Annotated in this window: 8 protein-coding genes; 3 read left to right on the forward strand and 5 right to left on the reverse strand. The window is 49.6% G+C overall.

The genetic code is table 11. The annotated features are described in order from the left end of the window. Window positions 1-410 precede the first annotated feature (410 nt). Window positions 411-1,469 carry a DNA polymerase IV gene (dinB, locus tag Q3O12_RS01735; protein WP_301669042.1) on the forward strand — a complete coding sequence of 353 codons (1,059 nt, stop codon included), beginning with the start codon at window positions 411-413 and terminating at the stop codon, window positions 1,467-1,469. A 205-nt stretch (window positions 1,470-1,674) separates the two neighbouring features. Here the strand turns inward: dinB and Q3O12_RS01740 are convergent, their stop codons facing one another. The 3 genes from Q3O12_RS01740 to aroD form a co-directional block, all read right to left on the reverse strand. After that, entirely contained in the window at window positions 1,675-2,271 is a 597-nt protein-coding gene (locus Q3O12_RS01740) for a hypothetical protein (protein ID WP_250314077.1), read from the reverse strand. Window positions 2,272-2,548: 277 nt separating this feature from the next. Continuing rightward, entirely contained in the window at window positions 2,549-4,561 is a 2,013-nt protein-coding gene (gene rep, locus Q3O12_RS01745) for a DNA helicase Rep (protein ID WP_301669044.1), read from the reverse strand. A 22-nt stretch (window positions 4,562-4,583) separates the two neighbouring features. Further along, window positions 4,584-5,348 carry a type I 3-dehydroquinate dehydratase gene (gene aroD / locus Q3O12_RS01750; RefSeq protein ID WP_301669045.1) on the reverse strand — a complete coding sequence of 255 codons (765 nt, stop codon included), beginning with the start codon at window positions 5,346-5,348 and terminating at the stop codon, window positions 4,584-4,586. Window positions 5,349-5,609: 261 nt separating this feature from the next. On the opposite strand from aroD, the gene Q3O12_RS01755 reads away from it, so the two are divergent. Together Q3O12_RS01755 and recA are read left to right on the forward strand one after the other, a co-directional pair. Beyond that, window positions 5,610-7,520 carry an alpha-amylase family protein gene (locus Q3O12_RS01755; RefSeq protein ID WP_301669046.1) on the forward strand — a complete coding sequence of 637 codons (1,911 nt, stop codon included), beginning with the start codon at window positions 5,610-5,612 and terminating at the stop codon, window positions 7,518-7,520. Window positions 7,521-7,686: 166 nt separating this feature from the next. Next, window positions 7,687-8,733 carry a recombinase RecA gene (recA, locus tag Q3O12_RS01760; protein ID WP_115119194.1) on the forward strand — a complete coding sequence of 349 codons (1,047 nt, stop codon included), beginning with the start codon at window positions 7,687-7,689 and terminating at the stop codon, window positions 8,731-8,733. Between the two features lie 174 nt (window positions 8,734-8,907). Here recA and Q3O12_RS10925 read toward each other — a convergent pair whose 3' ends face one another. Together Q3O12_RS10925 and Q3O12_RS01770 are read right to left on the reverse strand one after the other, a co-directional pair. Further along, a complete protein-coding gene (locus Q3O12_RS10925; RefSeq protein WP_301669047.1) occupies window positions 8,908-9,189 on the reverse strand; it encodes a hypothetical protein in 282 nt (93 codons plus the stop codon). Between the two features lie 984 nt (window positions 9,190-10,173). Beyond that, the gene (locus Q3O12_RS01770; RefSeq protein WP_301669048.1) at window positions 10,174-20,052 is read right to left on the reverse strand and encodes a Hia/Hsf adhesin N-terminal domain-containing protein; all 9,879 of its coding nucleotides are present in this window, start codon (window positions 20,050-20,052) and stop codon (window positions 10,174-10,176) included. Window positions 20,053-20,471: the final 419 nt, after the last annotated feature.

The raw sequence follows: 20,471 nt of genomic DNA on the forward strand, positions 1-20,471 counted from the left end.
TAATTAAAACTTATTTTGCTTATTACATTCTTTTCAAATATAAAAAAAATAACAATAGTGATTAATAAAGAAAATATATAAAGTATATTTTTATTCATCTTTTATCTTCTCCATTGTCTGGCTGAAACTTGTGCTCTGATTTGTTTTCTCCTCTGCTGAATTTTAAATCCAGCACCAGTATTATCTAAGTGAATCAATGTATTGCTTGTATTTTGGTAATATTTTTCCAGATAATCTTTTTCTTACGATATCATAATTTCCATTACTGTTTCTTTCTGCTTGATAAAAACCATTATTTTTATAAGTTTCCAAAATTAATCCAGCCAACTCTTTTGTATTTAACCTGTTAGTATATTTGGAATTTGCCCGATGCCGGCAGTAGAATATCCCTTTTATCCTCAGCAGAGCCGATGTCTTCACGCAAAATTATCCACATCGACATGGACGCATTCTACGCATCGGTAGAGCTGCGCGAACAGCCGCATTTGAAAGGGCGGCCGGTGGTCGTGGCGTGGGAGGGCGCGCGTTCGGTGATTTGCGCCGCATCGTATGAGGCACGGCAGTTCGGGCTGCATTCCGCGATGTCGGTGGCAACGGCGAAAAGACTGTGTCCGCAAGCGGTGTATGTGCCGCCGCATTTCGACTTGTACCGTCAGGTTTCCGCGCAGATTCACGCCGTATTCAGGCGTTATACCGATTTAATCGAACCCCTGTCGCTGGACGAAGCCTATCTTGACGTTACCCGTAATTTCAAAAACATCCCTTACGCCAGCGAAGTTGCCAAAGAAATCCGTGCCGCCATTTTTGCGGAAACGGGTTTGACCGCATCCGCAGGCATCGCGCCGAACAAATTTCTGGCGAAAATCGCGTCGGACTGGCGCAAGCCGAACGGGCAGTTTGTGTTGCCGCCGCAAAAAGTCATGGCATTTTTGGAAACCCTGCCTTTGGGCAAAATCCCCGGAGTGGGCAAGGTAACGCTGAAAAAAATGCAGTCGCTGGGTATGCAGACGGCGGGCGACTTGCGCCGTTTTGAGCGCGGCGAGCTCTTAAACCATTTCGGACGCTACGGCTACCGCCTCTATGATTTGGCGCGCGGTACGGACGAACGCCCCGTCAAAGCCGAACGCGAACGCCTCCAAATCTCCACAGAAATCACCCTGCCCGAAGACCTGCCGCTCGAGCAGGCTGCCGGACACCTGCCCCATCTTGCCGAAGACTTGTGGCGGCAAATCACGCGCAAAAACGTCGAAGCCCAAAGCGTAACGCTCAAGCTGAAGACCTACGATTTCCGTATCATCACGCGCACGCTGACTTATTCCTCCGTATTGCCTGACTGCGCAGCTCTGCTGCAGGCTGCGCAAATGTTGACGAAGCGCGTCCCGCCGCAGACGGAAGACGCGTTCCGCCTCATCGGTATCGGTGTCGGCCGCCTTGTGCCGAGAAATCAACAGCAGGGCTTGTGGGCGTAAACCGATTTACCACGCCGTCCAAAAACATGCCGTCTGAACGGTTTTCAGACGGCATGGCTGCTTTATAGTGGATTAACAAAAATCAGGACAAGGCGACGAAGCCGCAGACAGTACAAATAGTACGAAACCGATTCACTTGGTGCTTCAGCACCTTAGAGAATCGTTCTCTTTGAGCTAAGGCGAGGCAACGCCGTACTGGTTTTTGTTAATCCACTATACTTAGTATTTTTTTATATCTATCTTTTAGATATTCACTTTTTGTTTCACTATATTTCAAACTGAAGTATTGAATCAATTCTGACTTATACATCATAGGTACAAAGTAAATGTATTCTTCGACCAAGTTAGTAAAGTATTCCGCAGAAGTCTTTTTAGGAGAGAGTTTAGGTATACTCATAAAATAGGCCCATTTATTCGGGAATTCCTCAAACATTTTCATCTTAGGGAGATGAAATGCTACAAAAAGAGCTACTCCCTTTCTTTGAATATTCGCTAACATAAGGCGATATATTTCCTCACTCTCAGGAAGCTTATACCTCCACATCATCATCCCAAGAGCAGATACTATACAGCGATTGATTTTACTGTTTTCCGCATACTTATTTGCTATTTGCACCAAAACACCCGCAAATTGAACATCTCTAAAAAGCTCCGTATAATAAGAAGACATTTCTTGCCTAGGCTGTTTCTCAAAATCAACAAGAAGCTTTTCGATCTCTTCGCTTGTTTGAGTTTCCCAATTCTCAATATGATGCTTCAGTTCGATTATTTTATTAACTCGAAGCTTAGTTTTGCTGTTCATATTTCTAGTGAGTATTATTTATCATATGAGTATTATTTATCATATGTCCTTTGGAATCAACTTCTGCTGTTTTTCCCTGACTCATTTTTAACTCAATGTCATCTTTAGATATAAAAGTTCTTCCATCTTTGACATTGTTGGGGTCATATGAATGATAGAAGCCACCATCATTTCTTCTCTTATTCATCTGACTCTTATTCAGTTGATTGTGATACAAAGAAGACCCCTCCATATCTCGAGCTGCAAATTGTCTCCGGCTTCGTTTCCCTATCTTGGTTTAATCCGACGGATTGCCTTTTTTCATGCTGTCGAGCCTTCCGATTATATCGGCAAGGTTGCGTCTGCCTTCTTCCTTGCTGACAATCGGCTCGCCGCCTTTGCGCCCCAGGATTTTCAAATCTTCCTGCGGCATTTCGTCTATGAAGCGGCTGGGTTCGGGGAACTGCCATGTGCCTTGTTTTTTGCGTTTGACGCAGTGGGTCAGCGTGAGTTGGCGTTTGGCGCGGGTGATGCCGACGTACATCAGGCGGCGTTCTTCTTCGACGTTGCCTTCTTCGATGCTGTCGTTGTGCGGCAAAACACCTTCTTCGCAACCGATAAGGAAAACATACGGATACTCCAAACCTTTGGCGGCGTGTAGCGTGGATAGCGAGACGGCATCGGTTTCTTCTTCGTCTTTTCCTTCCAAAAGCGTCATCAAGGCAACGGTTTGGGCGAGTTCGATGATGTTTTTGCCGTCTTCCCCGCCTTTTCGTGCAAACCATGATACCAAATCGCCGACGTTGCGCCATTTGATTTCGCCGGCTTTGCCTTCTTCGTTTTGCATCAAATGGTTTTCATAGTCGATTTCTTCGAGCAGGCTGTTGATGAACTCGCCTGCTTCGCCTGTTTCGGCTTTGGCGCGGTAGCTGCCGAACATATCCATAAAGGCTTGCAGGTGTTGGCGGTTGGTATTGTTCAGCGTGGCAAGGGCTTCTTCGTTTTGCGCGGCTTCATACAGGCTGCATTCGTGTTCGTGCGCGTAAGTGTTGAGCTTGCCCAGCGTTACATCGCCGATGCCGCGTTTGGGTGTGGTAACGGCGCGCAAGAAGGCGGGATCGTCATTGGGGTTGGCAAGCAGCCGCACATAAGACAACACGTCTTTGATTTCGGCTTTGTCGAAAAAACTCTGCCCGCCGGAGAGGCGGTAGGGGATGCGCGCGCCGCGCAATGCTTCCTCGAAAATCCTCGCCTGATGCTTGCCGCGGTATAACACAGCGAAATCGGCATATTGGGTTTTGTCGCCGCCGATGAGTTTTTGTTTGACGATTTGGCTGACGACCCAGTCGGCTTCGTGCTGCTCGTTTTGACAGGCAACGACTTTGACGGGCTCGCCTTCGCCCAATTGCGACCAAAGTTTTTTGGTAAACAGCTTGGGGTTGTTTTCGATGACTTTGTTGGCGATTTTGAGAATCCGCGCCGTGGAGCGGTAGTTTTGCTCTAGTTTGATGACCTTCATCTGCGGATAGTTTTCCTGCATTTTGCGCAGGTTTTCCATGTTCGCACCGCGCCATGCGTAGATGGACTGGTCGTCGTCGCCGACGGCGGTAAACATACCTTCCGCGCCGGTCAGAAGTTTCATCAACGTAAATTGGCAGGTATTCGTATCTTGGCATTCGTCAACCAGCAGATAACGCAGCCGCCGCTGCCATTTGTTGCGCACTTCGCTGTTTTGCTGCAACAGCACGGCAGGCAGGCGGATTAAGTCGTCGAAGTCCACTGCCTGATAGCTTTGTAAGGTTTCCTGATAGCTCGCATACACGCGTGCAGTTTGTTGTTCCCAAATGTTCGATGCCGTCTGAAGTACGTCTTCAGGCGTTTTTAAATCGTTTTTCCACAGGGAAATTTGATGCTGCGCTTTGAATATGGCTTCTTTGCCCGTACCGCCTAAGAGTTCGCCGATGATTTTCGCGCTGTCGGTAGAGTCGAGGATGGAGAAGTTTTTTTTGTAACCGATATGGTTCGCCTCTTCGCGCAGAATCTTCATGCCCAAAGAGTGGAACGTGCAAATCGTCAGCCCGCGCGTTTGCGGTTTGGGCAGCATTTTGGCGACGCGCTCCTGCATTTCCGCAGCGGCTTTGTTGGTAAAGGTAATCGCGGCGACGGTATGCGGCAGATAGCCGACATTGACAATCAAATGCTTGATTTTTTGCGTAATCACGCCGGTTTTTCCACTGCCCGCGCCTGCAAGGACGAGCAGGGGGCCGCCGAGGTAACGGACGGCTTCGAGCTGTTGGGGATTGAGTTTCATTGTGTCTTGATGCCGTCTGAAATCAGTCCGCGCCGCTTTCGAGGCAGTCGAGTGCCGCACGGAGGGCAGATACGCCGATTTGCCCCGGCGCGGAGTTTTGCGTTCCCGAACCGAACGTGATGCTTGAGCCGAACACCTGTCCAGCAAGCCGGCTGACCGCACCCGTCTGCCCCATCGACATCGTAACAACTGGTTTGGCGACAAGCTGTTTCGCTTTGAGCGTGGCAGAAAGCAAAGTCAGCACATCTTCCGCGCTTTGCGGCATCACCGCAATTTTGCAGATGTCCGCGCCGCAGTCCTCCATCTGTTTCAGACGGCATACGATTTCTTCTTGCGGCGGCGTGCGGTGAAACTCATGATTGCAGAGCAGGGCGGCGATGCCGTTTTTTTGAGCATTTGCCACGGCGCGCCGGACGGCGGTTTCGCCAGAAAACAGCTCGATATCGATAATGTCGGGCAGGCGGCTTTCAATCAGCGCGTCGAGCAGTTCGAAATAATAACCGTCCGAACACGGGAACGCGCCGCCTTCGCAATGCCGTCTGAACGTAAACAGCAGCGGTTTATCGGGCAGCGTGTCGCGGACGGTCTGCGTGTGGCGCAATACTTCGTCCTTTTTGCCCGCGCATTCCAAAAAGTCGGTGCGGAACTCGACGATATCGAAGGGCAGGTTTTGGATTTGGGGCAGTACGGCTGCAAGTTCGGTAGCAGTGCGGGCAACCAGGGGCACGGCGATTTTGGTGCGTCCGCTTCCGATAACGGTATTTTTGACGGTAAGGCTGGTGTGCATGGCGGTTCAGGCGGCTGGCGGGAAAAGTAAGGGCGTCATTATAGCAAAGGCACAGGCAATGTTTCAGACGGCATTTCTGTGCGGTCGGCTTGATATGAATCAAGCAGCATCCGCATATCGGAATGCAGACTTGGCACAAGCCCTGTCTTTTCTAGTCAGTCCGCAGTTCTTGCAGTATGATTGCACGACACGCCCTACACGGCATTTGCAGGATACGGCGGCAGACCGCCGGTCGGAAACTTCAGAATCGGAGCAGGCATCATGTTGACCCCCACGCAGCAAGTCGGTTTGATTTTACAGCACCTCAAAACACGCATCTTGGACATCTATACTCCCGAACAGCGCGCCGGCATCGAAAAATCCGAAGACTGGCAGCAGTTTTCGCGCCGCATGGATACGCATTTCCCCAAATTGATGAACGAACTCGACAGCGTGTACGGCAACAACGAAGCCCTGCTGCCTATGCTGGAAATGCTGCTGGCGCAGGCATGGCAGAGCTATTCCCAACGCAGCGCGTCCCTGAAAAACATTGACATCGAACGCGAAAACAACCCCGATTGGATTTTGTCCAACAAACAAGTTGGCGGCGTGTGCTACGTTGATTTGTTTGCCGGCGATTTGAAGGGCTTGAAAGATAAAATTCCTTATTTTCAAGAGCTTGGTTTGACTTATCTGCACCTGATGCCGCTGTTTAAATGCCCTGAAGGCAAAAGCGACGGCGGCTATGCGGTCAGCAGCTACCGCGATGTCAATCCGGCACTGGGCACAATAGGCGACTTGCGCGAAGTCATTGCTGCGCTGCACGAAGCCGGCATTTCCGCCGTCGTCGATTTTATCTTCAACCACACCTCCAACGAACACGAATGGGCGCAACGCTGCGCCGCCGGCGACCCGCTTTTCGACAATTTCTACTATATTTTCCCCGACCGCCGGATGCCCGACCAATACGACCGCACCCTGCGCGAAATCTTCCCCGACCAGCACCCGGGCGGCTTCTCGCAACTGAAAGACGGACGCTGGGTGTGGACGACGTTCAATTCCTTCCAATGGGACTTGAATTACAGCAATCCTTGGGTATTCCGCGCAATGGCGGGCGAAATGCTGTTCCTTGCCAACTTGGGCGTTGACATCTTGCGTATGGATGCGGTTGCCTTTATTTGGAAACAAATGGGGACAAGCTGCGAAAACCTGCCGCAGGCGCACGCCCTCATCCGCGCGTTCAATGCCGTTATGCGTATTGCCGCGCCCGCCGTGTTCTTCAAATCCGAAGCCATCGTTCACCCCGACCAAGTCGTCCAATACATCGGGCAGGAAGAATGCCAAATCGGCTACAACCCCCTGCAAATGGCATTGTTGTGGAACACGCTTGCCACGCGCGAAGTCAACCTGCTCCATCAGGCGCTGACCTACCGCCACAACCTGCCCGAGCATACCGCCTGGGTCAACTACGTCCGCAGCCACGACGACATCGGCTGGACTTTTGCCGACGAAGACGCCGCATATCTGGGCATAAGCGGCTACGACCACCGCCAATTCCTCAACCGCTTCTTCGTCAACCGTTTCGACGGCAGCTTCGCGCGCGGCGTACCCTTCCAATACAACCCCAACACGGGCGACTGCCGCGTCAGCGGTACGTCCGCCGCATTGGCAGGCTTGGCTCAAAATGACCCCCACGCCGTCAGCCGCATCAAACTTCTGTACAGCATCGCATTGAGTACCGGCGGACTGCCCCTGATTTACCTCGGCGACGAAGTGGGCACGCCCAACGACGACGGCTGGGCGCAAGACAGCAACAAAAGCGACGACAGTCGTTGGGCGCACCGTCCGCGTTATAACGAAGCCCTGTACGCGCAACGCAACGATCCGTCGACCGCAGCCGGGCAAATCTATCAGGGCTTGCGCCATATGATTGCCGTCCGCCAAAGCAATCCGCGCTTCGACGGCGGCAGGCTGGTTACTTTCAACACCAACAACAAACACATCATCGGCTACATCCGCAACAACGCGCTCTTGGCATTCGGCAACTTCAGCGAATATCCGCAAACCGTTACCGCGCATACCCTGCAAGCCATGCCTTTCAAGGCGCACGACCTCATCGGCGGCAAAACTGTCAGCTTGAATCAGGATTTGACGCTTCAGCCCTATCAGGTCATGTGGCTCGAAATCGCCTGACGCACGCTTCCCGAATGCCGTCTGAACCGTTTCAGACGGCATTTGTGCCGAAGCGGACGGTAGTCCCCAAAAGGGAAACATGCGATAATAGCCGCCCATCACATCCCGCGCCGCAGCCCGTGTTGCGCCGCATCCCACATACCGCATTTGTTCCGGAGTAACCCCAATGTCAGACGACAAAAGCAAAGCCCTTGCCGCCGCACTGGCGCAAATCGAAAAAAGTTTCGGCAAAGGCGCCATCATGAAAATGGACGGCAGCCAGCAGGAAGAAAACCTCGAAGTCATTTCCACCGGATCGCTCGGATTAGACCTCGCCCTCGGAGTCGGCGGCCTGCCGCGCGGGCGCATCGTCGAAATCTTCGGCCCCGAATCCTCCGGCAAAACCACCCTCTGCCTCGAAGCCGTCGCCCAATGCCAGAAAAACGGCGGCGTGTGCGCCTTTGTCGATGCCGAACACGCCTTTGATCCCGTTTACGCCCGCAAACTCGGCGTAAAAGTCGAAGAGCTTTACCTGTCCCAGCCCGATACCGGCGAACAGGCTTTGGAAATCTGCGACACACTCGTCCGTTCTGGCGGCATAGATATGGTAGTCGTCGATTCCGTAGCCGCACTCGTCCCCAAAGCCGAAATCGAAGGCGATATGGGGGACAGCCATGTCGGACTGCAGGCGCGCCTGATGAGCCAGGCTTTGCGCAAACTGACCGGACACATCAAAAAAACCAACACGCTGGTTGTGTTCATCAACCAAATCCGGATGAAGATCGGCGTAATGTTCGGCAGCCCCGAAACCACCACCGGCGGCAACGCGCTGAAATTCTATTCTTCCGTCCGCCTCGACATCCGCCGCACCGGATCCATCAAAAAAGGCGAAGAAGTATTGGGCAACGAAACCCGCGTCAAAGTCATCAAAAACAAAGTCGCCCCCCCGTTCCGTCAGGCAGAGTTTGACATCCTCTACGGAGAAGGCATCAGTTGGGAAGGCGAATTGATCGACATCGGCGTGAAAAACGACATCATCAACAAATCCGGCGCGTGGTACAGCTACAACGGCGCGAAAATCGGTCAGGGCAAAGACAACGTCCGCGTCTGGCTGAAGGAGAATCCTGAGGTTGCCGATGAAATCGATGCGAAAATCCGTGCATTGAACGGCGTGGAAATGCACATCACCGAAGGAAAATTGGACGAAACCGACGGCGAACGCCCCGAAGAATAAAACTTAAAATCCCGATAAACGGTACTTCTGTTGCGAAGTACCGTTTTTTTTGAGCAGCCGGCCGGCTTGGTTTATTTTGCTCGGATTCGGCCGGCATTGGTTTTCAGATCGGACGGTGTTCGAATATGCGGGGCGGCATCGGCATTGTTTGATATGGAATCCCGATTAATATCGTTACCGTTCGGCAGTGTTGTAGAGGCGGACTGCGGATTGTGGTGTAGGGCAGCCGTAGGGCGGATGCGTAGAGTGGCGGTAGGGCGGATATATGGTGTGATGTAGAGTGTGATGTAGGGTGTGATGTAGGGTGTGATGTAGGGTGTGATGTAGGGTGTGATGTAGGGTGTGATGTAGGGTGGGCTTCAGCCCACCAATCCCACTAATCCCACTAATCCCACCATTTCCGCCATTCCCACCCAATCCACCAATCCCGCCAACACATCCGCCAACCGCCGGCAAGCAAATGCCGTTATTCCCGATAAATTCCCACAACTTAAAATCCCGTCATTCCCGCGCAGGCGGGAATCCAGTCCGTCCGGTTTCGGTTTTTTTCCGATAAATTCCTGCCGTGTTGCATCTCTGGATTCCCGCTTTTGCGGGAATGACGGCGGTGGGGTTTCGGTTTTTTTGGACTTCGGGTAAGTTTCTGCACAGACAGCCCTAGATTCCCGCCTGCGCGGGAATGACGAATTAAAGGTTATTTGAAAATCGAGAGACCGGATTCCTGCTTTTTGCGGGAATGGCGGCGGTGGGGGGTTGGTGGATTGGTGGGCTGAAGCCCACCCTACAGCTCGTCCTGAAATCCGTCCTACAACCCGACCCTGCAATCTACTTTATAGCCCGATTCTACAGCCAGCCCTACAACCCGATTCTACAGTCCGTCTGATAAATTCCTACAACCTGAAATCCCGTCATTCCCGCGCAGGCGGGAATCCAGTCCGTCCGGTTTCGGTTTTTTTCCGATAAATTCCTGCCGTGTTGCATCTCTGGATTCCCGCTTTTGCGGGAATGACGGCGGTGGGGTTTCGGTTTTTTTGGACTTCGGGTAAGTTTCTGCACCGACAGCCCTAGATTCCCGCCTGCGCGGGAATGACGATTCGGGTATTTTTGATGATTCAGATTCCGCCAAACAGGCTGTCAAACGGTTCGGTGTCTTTATGATGAGGCAAATCCGAATATCCCTATCCGCCAAAACCGCAACGCCGCTTGGAAACGGCGAGATCGACGGGGATACGGGAGGTAATAAAAACGGTGGGAGCGGTGGGCTGAAGCCCATCCTGCACCCGCATCCTGCACCCATCTCCTACGCATCCGCCATCCACACTCTAAAACACACATCCGCCCGTTATGCGATACGCTTTTCCCGTTGCGAACCATCGGGCGGGGCAATAAAAATGCCGTCTGAAAGCCTTTCAGACGGCATTTTTCAACGCTTCGGGGTTGTTACCAGATATAGCCCACGCCGACACCGCCGCCGGCTTTGCTTCGGGTATTGACGTTGAGCTGGCCTTTGACCACCCATTTGCCGTTGTCGCTGATGCTGGAGTAGCCGACGGCGAGTGCGCCTGTCGAACCGTATGCGCCCGTCGCGGCGGAAATCATCGATTTTCCGGGCAGGTACGATTGCGGCAAGGCGGCTGCGGCATTCGCACCGGCAGCAACGCCTTCCAGTTCGCGTTTCAACGCCCTGACCATACCGACGGCCTGATCGGCGATGCCTTTGGTTGCCGCATACAGCTGGCTGCCGTTAATCGCATCGGTGGAAGTGGCAGAAATTTCGCCTGCCGCGACGTTTTGGATACGTCTTTCTTCGCCGCTCGCGCCGACAGAAACCGCACCGTGCGCCGTTGCGCCGGCAAAGCCGTTTACCGTACCTGTCGCGCCGGCGGTTGTGGTATTACCCGCCGTGCCGTCGGATTTCAGGTTGCTGCCCGGTTTTTCTGTCGCGGTTGAAGCATTACCGAGATAAACGGAATTTTCTACGGTTTTACCTAAGGCTTGCGGTACTTTTTCCGTTGTCTTATTGCCGTCCTTTCCAATAATTTCTTTTTCTTCAGTCAGCACATTGCCATTTGCATCGCGTTTCGCATTAACACTATTACCCAACACAAAAGTGTTTTTAGAAGTAATACGGTTATCGTTACCGAAAGCGTAGCTGCCGCCGGCTTTATCTTCGATGTAGTTCGGATCGCCGAATGCGCCGGATTTTTCCGCATTCACAACGTTGCCCGTACCAATCGCCACCGTGTTATCGCGCAAGGCTTTTGAGCCGTAGCCGAAAGCAATGGCATTTTCGCCTGCCGCATCGGCTTTCGCGCCGATTGCCGTTGCAAATTTGCCACTTGCGCTGGAATCGATTTCATTGCTTCGTTCGATTCTGCTAGTCGCTTTGCCGTCGTTGGAGTGGAAGAACTTAATCCCCTGTTCATTCATATTGTAGATGGCTTCAACCACTGAATTGGTGATAATTTCTTTTCTGCCTTCCACATTATAAGTGGTCAATAACGGGGTTTTACCGTCTTCGTCCACCACGACGTTGTGATACGTTTTGTTGGTATCGTTCGCGTTTCCGGCTGTGCCGACGTTTACCGTTTTACCATCCTTATCTACCGTGATACTCGTGATATTCGGTGTTTTGTTGCCGGTCAATGCGAAAATCTGGCTGCCGTTTACCGCCTGTTTGCTATTTGGCGAAATATCGCCATTAGCCACATTGTCAATGACCACGCCCTTACCGTTCGATTGATTGTTCGGATCAAGGCTGACAACGTGTTTTTCATCGGTGGAAACCTTATTACTCTCCACTTCCCCTTTATCTTTATCCGCAGTACCGTCAGCTTTGGCGTGATACCATTTATCGTTGTCTTTCACAACTTTCTTGCCGTCTGAATCCACGTTACCGAGGGTAACTTCTTTGTCCATATCAGTCGAACCGTTATCTTTCAGTTCATACCATTTAGTTTGACCATTTGCGACAACTTTAGTGATTTTCTTACCGTTTGCATCGGTATTGTAGATTTGCGTTAAAGGCAATTCCACATCGGTTTTCACAAAGGTTGTGGTTACTTTTTCGCCGTTTGCATCGATGCTTTCCACCGTTGCCGCGCTCACTTTGGTATTTTTACCGTCGGCAAAACGGACTTTATCGTTGGCATTTACGGTTTCCGCCTTATCTTTAGATAATCGCTTGTCTTTTGCGCTTTCCGCAAAGGCTTTTTCAGCTTCTGCCGCGTCAGCCAAACCAAGCTTAAAGCCTGATTTCGCAATCGCATCAGCCACTTGGTTACCTGTTACATAACCAGAACCTTTGTTGGTTAGGGTTGTTTCAGTATTGCCATTAGTAGAAATGATTTTACCGTTTTGAGTTTGGTATTTTTCTGTCGTACCAGTTTTCGGCTGACCCGTTGCAGCATCAATATCATCTTTGCTGTAATACTTATCGCCAACTTTAACCAAGCTCGTGCCATCCGGTGCGGTAAATTCATTCGATTTAACCACTTCGCCTTTAGCCAATTCAAAGGTAATTTCGCGCCTACCGTTGACCGTTTTACCGGATACACTGATACCGTTGCCGCTCTTGAATTTCACTTCGTTCGCATTCCGAACTTGATCGTGATATTCCTTTGAGTCGCCTGTGGTTTTGTCCGCAGAAATGACCCAGCCCAAGCCGCGCAAATCGCCCACGGTTGCGGCGGTATTGTCGGCAACAGTCGGATTATTATTCGCGCCTTTTTCATCCAAATTGGTCAAGCCTTTATAGGCAGTATCATTATGCTTTTCAAAATCTGCAATAGTGCCATTTGCCAACGGATGACCATCACCAAATTTCTTCAGTCCGCTCACAACGTTTTTAACCGCTTTATTACCCGCGCTGATGCCGTCTGAAGCCACTTTAATCTTGTCGGCATCAGTCGCCGCCGCACCATTCGCACCGTTTGCCGGCGTAATGGTCAAGCCGTCTTTGGTAATCTTCGTGCTTGCACCGTTTGCACCATTCGCCGTGTCTTTAAACTCCACGCTCTTCACGCCCGTCAATTCATCTTTGAGCGCGTAAGTGAAGTTTGTGCCGTCTTGTTTGACCTTCAGATTGTCGCCGGCTTTCAAAGTTACTTTATCGCCCGACTTCACTAAAGTATCGGTACGCGTGCCATCGGTCGCTCCTGTACCTTCAGTGCCGATGCCCACTTTCCAACCCAGTTTGTTCAGGCTGCCAACCAATTCGGAAGCTTCAACCAAACCGTCGGTTGTTTTCGTACCATTTTGGATAGTAGCCTTACCATCAGCAACCTGTACCGAACCTTTTTTCGGCGTAAAGGTAACTGTGTCGCCGGCCGCACTAATTTTCAACAACTCGCGGTCTGCGGATTTAAATTTAAAATTCAAACCATTGCTTAAAGTTTGAGTTGCTTCGCCGTCGTTGGTATCTGCACCGCCATTGGCATAAGCATTGCTCGCAGTTAAAGTAACCTTTTGGTCTTTCAAGGCTTTCAACTGCTTAAAGCTGACCGCATCGGTATCTTCCGTGCCGTCCGCAACATTGCTGATTTTCACCGGATCTGCACCGCTTGCCGATACCAATTTCACTTTGGTTGTCGCCAGCTTGCCATTTTCGACTTGTTTAGCCATATCCGCCGAACCGTCATCTTTGGCTTCGTAATACTTGTTGCCTACTTTCACAACGGTTTTGTCGTCTTCCGTAACATATTGGACCGGCAAGCCCGTTACATCCACACGGACGGTTGTCTTTTTGTGAGCCGTATCGGTAGCAAGGATCACATTGGCATTCGCACCCCCGACAAATTCAACGGTGTCATAAGGTGAAACAAAATCAACATTATCAACATCACCACCAATCGTTTTTGCGCCGCGAATATTCCAACCTGCATTTAATACATCGCCCACGCTTGCGGCACGATTGCGTTCTGCATCATTGATTGCTTTGTCCAAGTGTGCAGTTTTTCCACCTACACGAGGGTCATCCAAAGTCGAAGCAATACCGTTTAAGTGGACATTGCCGTTTTGACCATTCGTACCCGGTTTCGCGAAGTTCAAGCCATTTGCATCACTGGTAATATCGACCTTATTAGTAGAACCAATAGACAGCTTATCACTCACTGTCGCAGTTTTCACATCAAGGTCTTTTGCTAAAGCGAAGGTTACATTTTTACCATCACGTTTAACTTTTAAGTTTTTACCCGCTTTTAAGGTTAAAGTGTCGCCTGCTTTGAGAGCTTGCTCTTTATTGTCAGCCGCTTGAGTATCATCAATTTCAGTGTCATCACTTTCCACTTTCACGAAAGTTGCGGCATCGTTGATTGCTTTAGCAACATCAACCACTGTGGCGACTTTTTTCTTGTCAGCATCACTCGCGTTTGCAAGGTCTGTTACACCATTCACGGTTACTTTACCGCGATTAGCCTCAGAAGCATCAGTTTTAACAGTTTCAAAGCTACCTTTGGCAACAGACGCACCATTAGCATCCACAGTCAATAAGTTGTCAGCACCATCTTTAGCTTTCACTTTAATCTTGCCGTCGTTATCTTTCTCAAGACCATCGCCAACTTTGGTTTCTGCCACATCAATGGTAATGGTGTGTTTGCCGTTGTTAGATTTGGAAGTAACCTTCGCACCGCCTTTGCCTTCAAACAACACTTCATCCGCCTGTTTGACTTGTTGGCTTGTCTCATTCATCGTACCGTTTTTGCTAGACAATACCCAACCCAATTTACGCAAATCGCCTACGGTTGCGGCGGTGCTGTCAGCCACCAACGGCTGTTTATTCGCACCTTTTTCATTTAGATTCAATAAACCGGTATAAGCACCAGTAGTATCAAGCTGTCTCTCCAAATCGGTTGCAGAATTAGCGGTAGTATTGAAATTCGGATTATTCGTATCGCCATAAGCATTCAAACCGCTTGTAACATTCTTAACGGTTTTACCGCCGACGCTAATGCCATCTTTGGTTACGCTGATGGTGTTTGCGTTAGGCGCACCTGTGCCGCCCGCACCATTAGCTGCTGGAGTGATGGTTAAGCCGTTTTGGTCAATCTTGGTGCTTGCACCGTTGTTACCACCATTCGCTGCACCTTTAAGCTCAATGCTGGTCAGGTCTTTCAGGTCTTTTTTCAGTGAGTAGGTGAAGTCTTTGCCGCTTTGTTTGATTTTCAGGTTGTCGCCCGCTTTAAAGGTTACTTTGTCGCCTGCTTTGACTTCTTGTTCGGTTGCGTTACCCTCTTTTTCACCACCGTCTTCTGCATCAGCAGTCGCCGTCCAGCTTAGGCTGTTTAAGGCAGTTACCAAATCGCCTGCTTTAACCAGTTTTTTCTTGTCGTCTTCAGAAGTAATCTCTTTGACTTTACCTTTCGGAGTTGTGTTATCAACAGCACCATTTGCAGCCGCTCCATTCACAGTAAGCGTGGTCGTGTCTGCAACGATTTTATCGCCATCGCCAATCTTCAAACCGTCGCCAACTTTCGCTTCGTACTTAACAGTAATGCCATCAGTACCATTTTTAGTTACAGTCGCAGTTGTACCCTTACCATCAGCAAAGGTTACATTTGTGCCTGATGTAACGGTTTCAAAATTATCTCCGGCTTGACCAGCCTGACCATTGGCAGCGGTTGTTTTAATCCTCCAACCGCTCTTGTTTACGGCATCAATCACGGCTTTTGCAGTAACCAAGCCGTTGCCGGTGTCTTTGCCATCATCTTCACTAACGGTTGCACCATTATTCGCATCTTTCAGGTCTTTGCCTGTAAACAGTTTGCCGTTGTGGTCTTTGATAACAGAAGTTTTCGCACCGATTTTAACTTCAGCACCTTTACCATTATCTTTTTGGGTTACAGTTACTGTCGTTGTTCCTTGACCATCATCAGTAAAGTTTACTGTGTCATACGTCGCCACATAATCAACATTATTGCCATTGCCTTGAATATTCCAACCTGCACGCAACACATCTTCAATGCTTGCCGCGTGAGATTTTTTCGCTGCATCCACATTTAAATCAACGTGTGAAGACTTCGCTCCTGCACTTGGCTCAGTTAAAGTAGTTGCAATACCATTTAAATAAATTCTCGTATCAGGCGCACCACTTCCTGCTACAGGTGTTCCATTTTCTTTTGCAAAGGTCAAACCGTCAGCCGTACTGGTTACATTAACTTTGTTCGTATCTTTACCAATCGACAACTTATCGCTCACGGTCGCGGTTTTCACATCAAGGTTTTTCGCCAAGTCAAAAGTAATTTCTTTTCCACTACGTTTAACTTTCAGGTTTTTACCTGCTTTAAAGGTCAAGGTATCGCCTGCTTTAAGGGCTTCTTCGGTATTATCTGCCCCATTGGCTGCTGCATCTTCAATATCTTCAGTAGAATTTTCTACTTTTACGAAAGTTTCTGCTTTGTTAATAGCGTCGGCAACATCCTTCACTGTTGCCACGTCCTTATCGGTAGCATCAGTTCCATTCGCACTTTTCGCTTTTACCTGACCTTTTTTGTCGCCGTTGGCTGTGGTGGTGCTTACAACTTCAAGTTTGCCTTTGGCAACAGACGCGCCGTCAGTGCCAACAGTCAACAAATTATCATCGCCTGTTTTTACTTTCAGTTTGAGTTTGCCATCGTCGGTCTTCTCGATGCCGTCTGAAGTCTCAATCTCGGCTTTTTGTACGTCAACGGTAATGGTATGTTTGCCGTTTTCGGTTTTTGCGGAAACGGTAGCCGCACCTGTGCCTTTGAACTCGACTTCTTCGGCGTTTTTAACGGCGGCGTGGAATGCCGTATCGGTGCCTGTGCCATTCGTGGTTTTATCAGCCGAAAGCACCCAGCCGAGTTTACGCAAATCGCCTACGGTTGCGGCTGTGGTGTCGGCTACGGACGTGCCTGTGCCCCCGCCATTTGCAGGTGTTGTAGCAGTATCTAAATTAATCAAGCCATTTTTAGCCGTATTGGTGTTGGCTGCGGGCTGTCCGTTTTGGGTATCCCCATAGGTTTTCAAACCGCTTGCAACGTTGGTAATGGCTTTATTACCTGCGCTAATGCCGTCTGAACCGATTTTGACTTCGGTAGCCGTACCGCCATTTGCCGGGGTGGTAGAAACAGTTAAACCATTTTCAGTAATTTTGGTCGTGGTTTTGCCGTTTCCAGCCGTACCCAAAGCAATACTTGTCAAACCCGTAAGTTCGTCTTTCAGCGAATAAGTAAAGTCTTTTTCAGACTGTTTCACTTTTAAGTTTTTACCTGCTTTGAAGGTTACAGTTTCGCCTGCTTTGACTTCTTGGTCAGTCTCACCCTCTGCTTCGCCATCGGTATCCTTGTCAGCTTTCGCTTTCCAGCTTAATTTGTTTAACGCATCAGCCAAACTGCCTGCATCAACAAGTTTCTTCGTATCGCCCTTAGTGCCATTAGGGGCAGTAACTTTACCGTCTGTTACAGTAAGCGTGGTCGTGTCTGCAACGATTTTTTGGTTATCCAGCTTCAAACCATCGCCAACACTTGCAACAACTTTTCCACCCTCAACTTTCAAGCCGTCGCCGGTATTTACGGTGATTTTTTTATCATCTACCTTCAAACCGTCGCCGGTGGTTACATCGTATTTGACGTTGATTTTAGTCTCGCCATTTTCGGTTACTTTGCTTACGGTTGCTGTGGTCGCATTGCCGTTTTTGAAGTTCACGCTCGTGCCGGATGTAACGGTTTGTGCTTGATCTGCGGTAACGGCGGTTGCACCGGTTTCGGCAGTCGTACCCTCGCCGCTTACCCTCCAACCGCTCTTGTTCACGGCATCAATTACGGCTTTTGCAGTAACCAAGCCGGTGCCGGTGTCATTATCATCAGTAGCAGGGGTGGTATTTGTACCGCCGTTTGTTTGATTGTCCTTACCGGTAAGCAACTTACCGTCTTTTGCAGCGATAACGGAAGTTTTCGCACCGATTTTAACTTTAGTGGTTTTTCCACTATTTTCACTATCCACAGTTACGGTTGTTGTATCTTTATTTTCACTCAAGAACTCAACTGTGTCGTAAGTATGAACAAAATCGACACTTTCTGATTGACCAGTTGTTGAACCGGGTTTAACACCCTTAATATTCCAACCCGCATTCAATACATCTTTAATACTTGCTGCACGAGTGTAATGTGTACTTTGGTTGCCCGCATCAACGTGAGTAGCAGGAGAACCCGCAAGCGTATCGTGTAAAGTTGAACCAATACCATTCAAGTAAACCGTAGTATCGCCATTAGTACCCGTAGCGTCTTTCGCAAAGTTCAAGCCGTTTGCCGTGCTAGTGATATTTACTTTTGGCATTGCAGTACCACCTGCAACTTTATTACCGCCAATCGTTAAGGTATCACTCACTTTCGCAGTTTTAACATCAAGGTCTTTCGCTAAAGCAAATGTTACATCTTTACCATCACGTTTAACCTTTAAGTTTTTACCCGCTTTTAAGGTTAAGGTGTCGCCTGCTTTAAGGGCTTGGTCTTTAGTTGCATCTTGGGTTGTAGCACCATTTTCAATATCTTCATCTGTGCTTTCCACTTTCACAAAGGTTGCCGCACTGTTGATAGCCTCCGCAACGTCGCCGACAGTCGCCACTTTTTTCTTATCATCCGCAGTTGCTTGACCGACATTTGCAGAAGCCTTAACGGTTACTTTGCCACGGTCGTTAGCATTTCCACCTTGACCTGTAGTCGTTGTTGTCTCTACTGTATTAAACTCGCCTTTGGTAACGGACACGCCGTCATCACTTACGGTTAATAAGTTTTCTTCTCCTGCTTTGGATTTGACTTTGAGCTTAATCCTGTTACCGGTAGTAGTATCTTTCTCAAGACCGTTGCCGGCTTCTACTGTTGCCACATCTACCGTTACGGTATGTTTGCCGTTTGTGGTTTTTGCGGACACGGTTGCGCCGTTTTTACCCACAAACTCAACTTCCGTTGCGTTTTTAATGGCAGCGTGGAATGGCTTATCAGCAGTTTCGTCCGTTGTTTTCGTAGATGAAAGCACCCAGCCCAAGCCCGCTAAATCGCCTACGGTTGCGGCTTTGTTGGCTAAACCATTATTTGTTGTACCGACGGTTGCGGTGTTTGTCAGGCTGCTTAAATCAACCAAGTCTTTCTTAGCGTCATTATTATTGCCATTGTATTTAGTCAAACCACTCTTAACATTGGTAATTTCTTTGTTACCTGCACTAATACCTGACGTGGTTACGCTGATTGCGTTAGACGTACCTGTGCCTGCCGCAGCACCATTCGCCGGCGTGATGGTTAAGCCGTCTTTGTCAATTTTGGTGCTTGCACCAGTGCCGCCGTTTGCGTCTTTGAACTCTACGCTGGTCAGGTTTTTCAGGTCTTTTTTCAGCGAGTAGGTGAAGTCTTTGCCGTTTTGTTTGATTTTCAGGTTGTCGCCGGCTTTGAGGGTTACTTTGTCGTTTGTATTGACTTCTTGTTCGGTAGGTGTGGTGTTTGCAGGGTCAAGTTCGCCACCGTCTTCTTTATCGGCGGTGATTTTCCAAGAGCCGCCTGTGTTTGCGCCTTGGGTTTGGGCGGCTTTGATGGTAACGGTGTGTTTTGCTCCATCGCTTGTCGTGGTTACTTCAACGCCTTCGCCTTTGAACTCGACTTCGTCGCCGCTTTTGACGGTCGAGGTCGCGTTAGTGTCGGCTGCGGCAGTACCGTTGGTGGTTTTAAGCTGCCAGCCTAAGCCGTTTAATGTGGTTGCCAAATTGCCTGCGTTGACGAGTTTTTTATTGTCGCCATTATTGGGGGCGGTTACTTTGCCGCCGGTAACGGTAAGGTCAACGGTATCGGCAACGAGTTTGTCGGTGGTGGTGTCAATCTTCAAGCCGTCGCCTGCTTTTACTTTGAACTTGGCAGAACGTCCTTCTTGGTCGATTTCAATTCCGCCGTTTTCGCGGAGGTAGAGGTAGCTGCTTGACAGCTTGGGGCGAGCCTTTGAGCCTTCGGATGCTTCTACTGAGATGGTGCGCTTTCCCTGGTCATCATCATTGGCAGTTGCAAACTCTGTATCTTTTAACTTCCCATCCTTATCAACGACAAGCAAACCAAACTTGTAACTAGAGTTACCATTTTCATCCTCTGTGTAATAATCATCTGTAAAATTCGGATTTTCAGGGTCAAATAAGCTGGGATCTGGGTCATTCCCCCCCCCCGAAGCGTTGGTGCTCGCCTGTGCCGTTGCGGACAAGAGGGTCGCCAATACGGCAACCGCCGCCGTCGCGGAGGCGCGTTTGGTGTGGTTGCGTGTGAGTTCGGATACGACTACCCAGGCATTGAGGGCCGAATTCCAAATGATGCGGTATATTTTGTTCATTTTGTTTTCTCTTTCTGTTTGTTTGAATGGTTAAAAAGGGTTTGGGGGGCGGATGGTACGGTATCCGCCCGGTTTTTGGGGGTTGGGGTTTTTCAGGGAAATTTCCTCAACTTAAAATCCTGTCATTCCCGCGCAGGCGGGGATTTAGTCCGTTCGGGTTGGGGTTTTTCCGATAAATTCCTGTTGTGTTGCGTTTCTGGATTCCCGCGTTCGCGGGAATGACGGTGTGGGGTTTCTGTTTTTTTCGATAAAGTCCTGTGGTTTTTCGGTTATTGGATTCCCGCTTTCTCGGGAATGACGGCGGCGGTGCTTGTCGGTGCGGCGCGTATGACGGGAGGGATTCTCGCTTGGAATATACCATTTTTTTCGCGGGGGGGGGGATTTTACATTAGCGGACGGGTTTGGGGGAGGGGGTGTTT

The sequence above is a fragment of the Neisseria benedictiae genome, assembly GCF_958267435.1.
Classification (GTDB): domain Bacteria; phylum Pseudomonadota; class Gammaproteobacteria; order Burkholderiales; family Neisseriaceae; genus Neisseria; species Neisseria bergeri.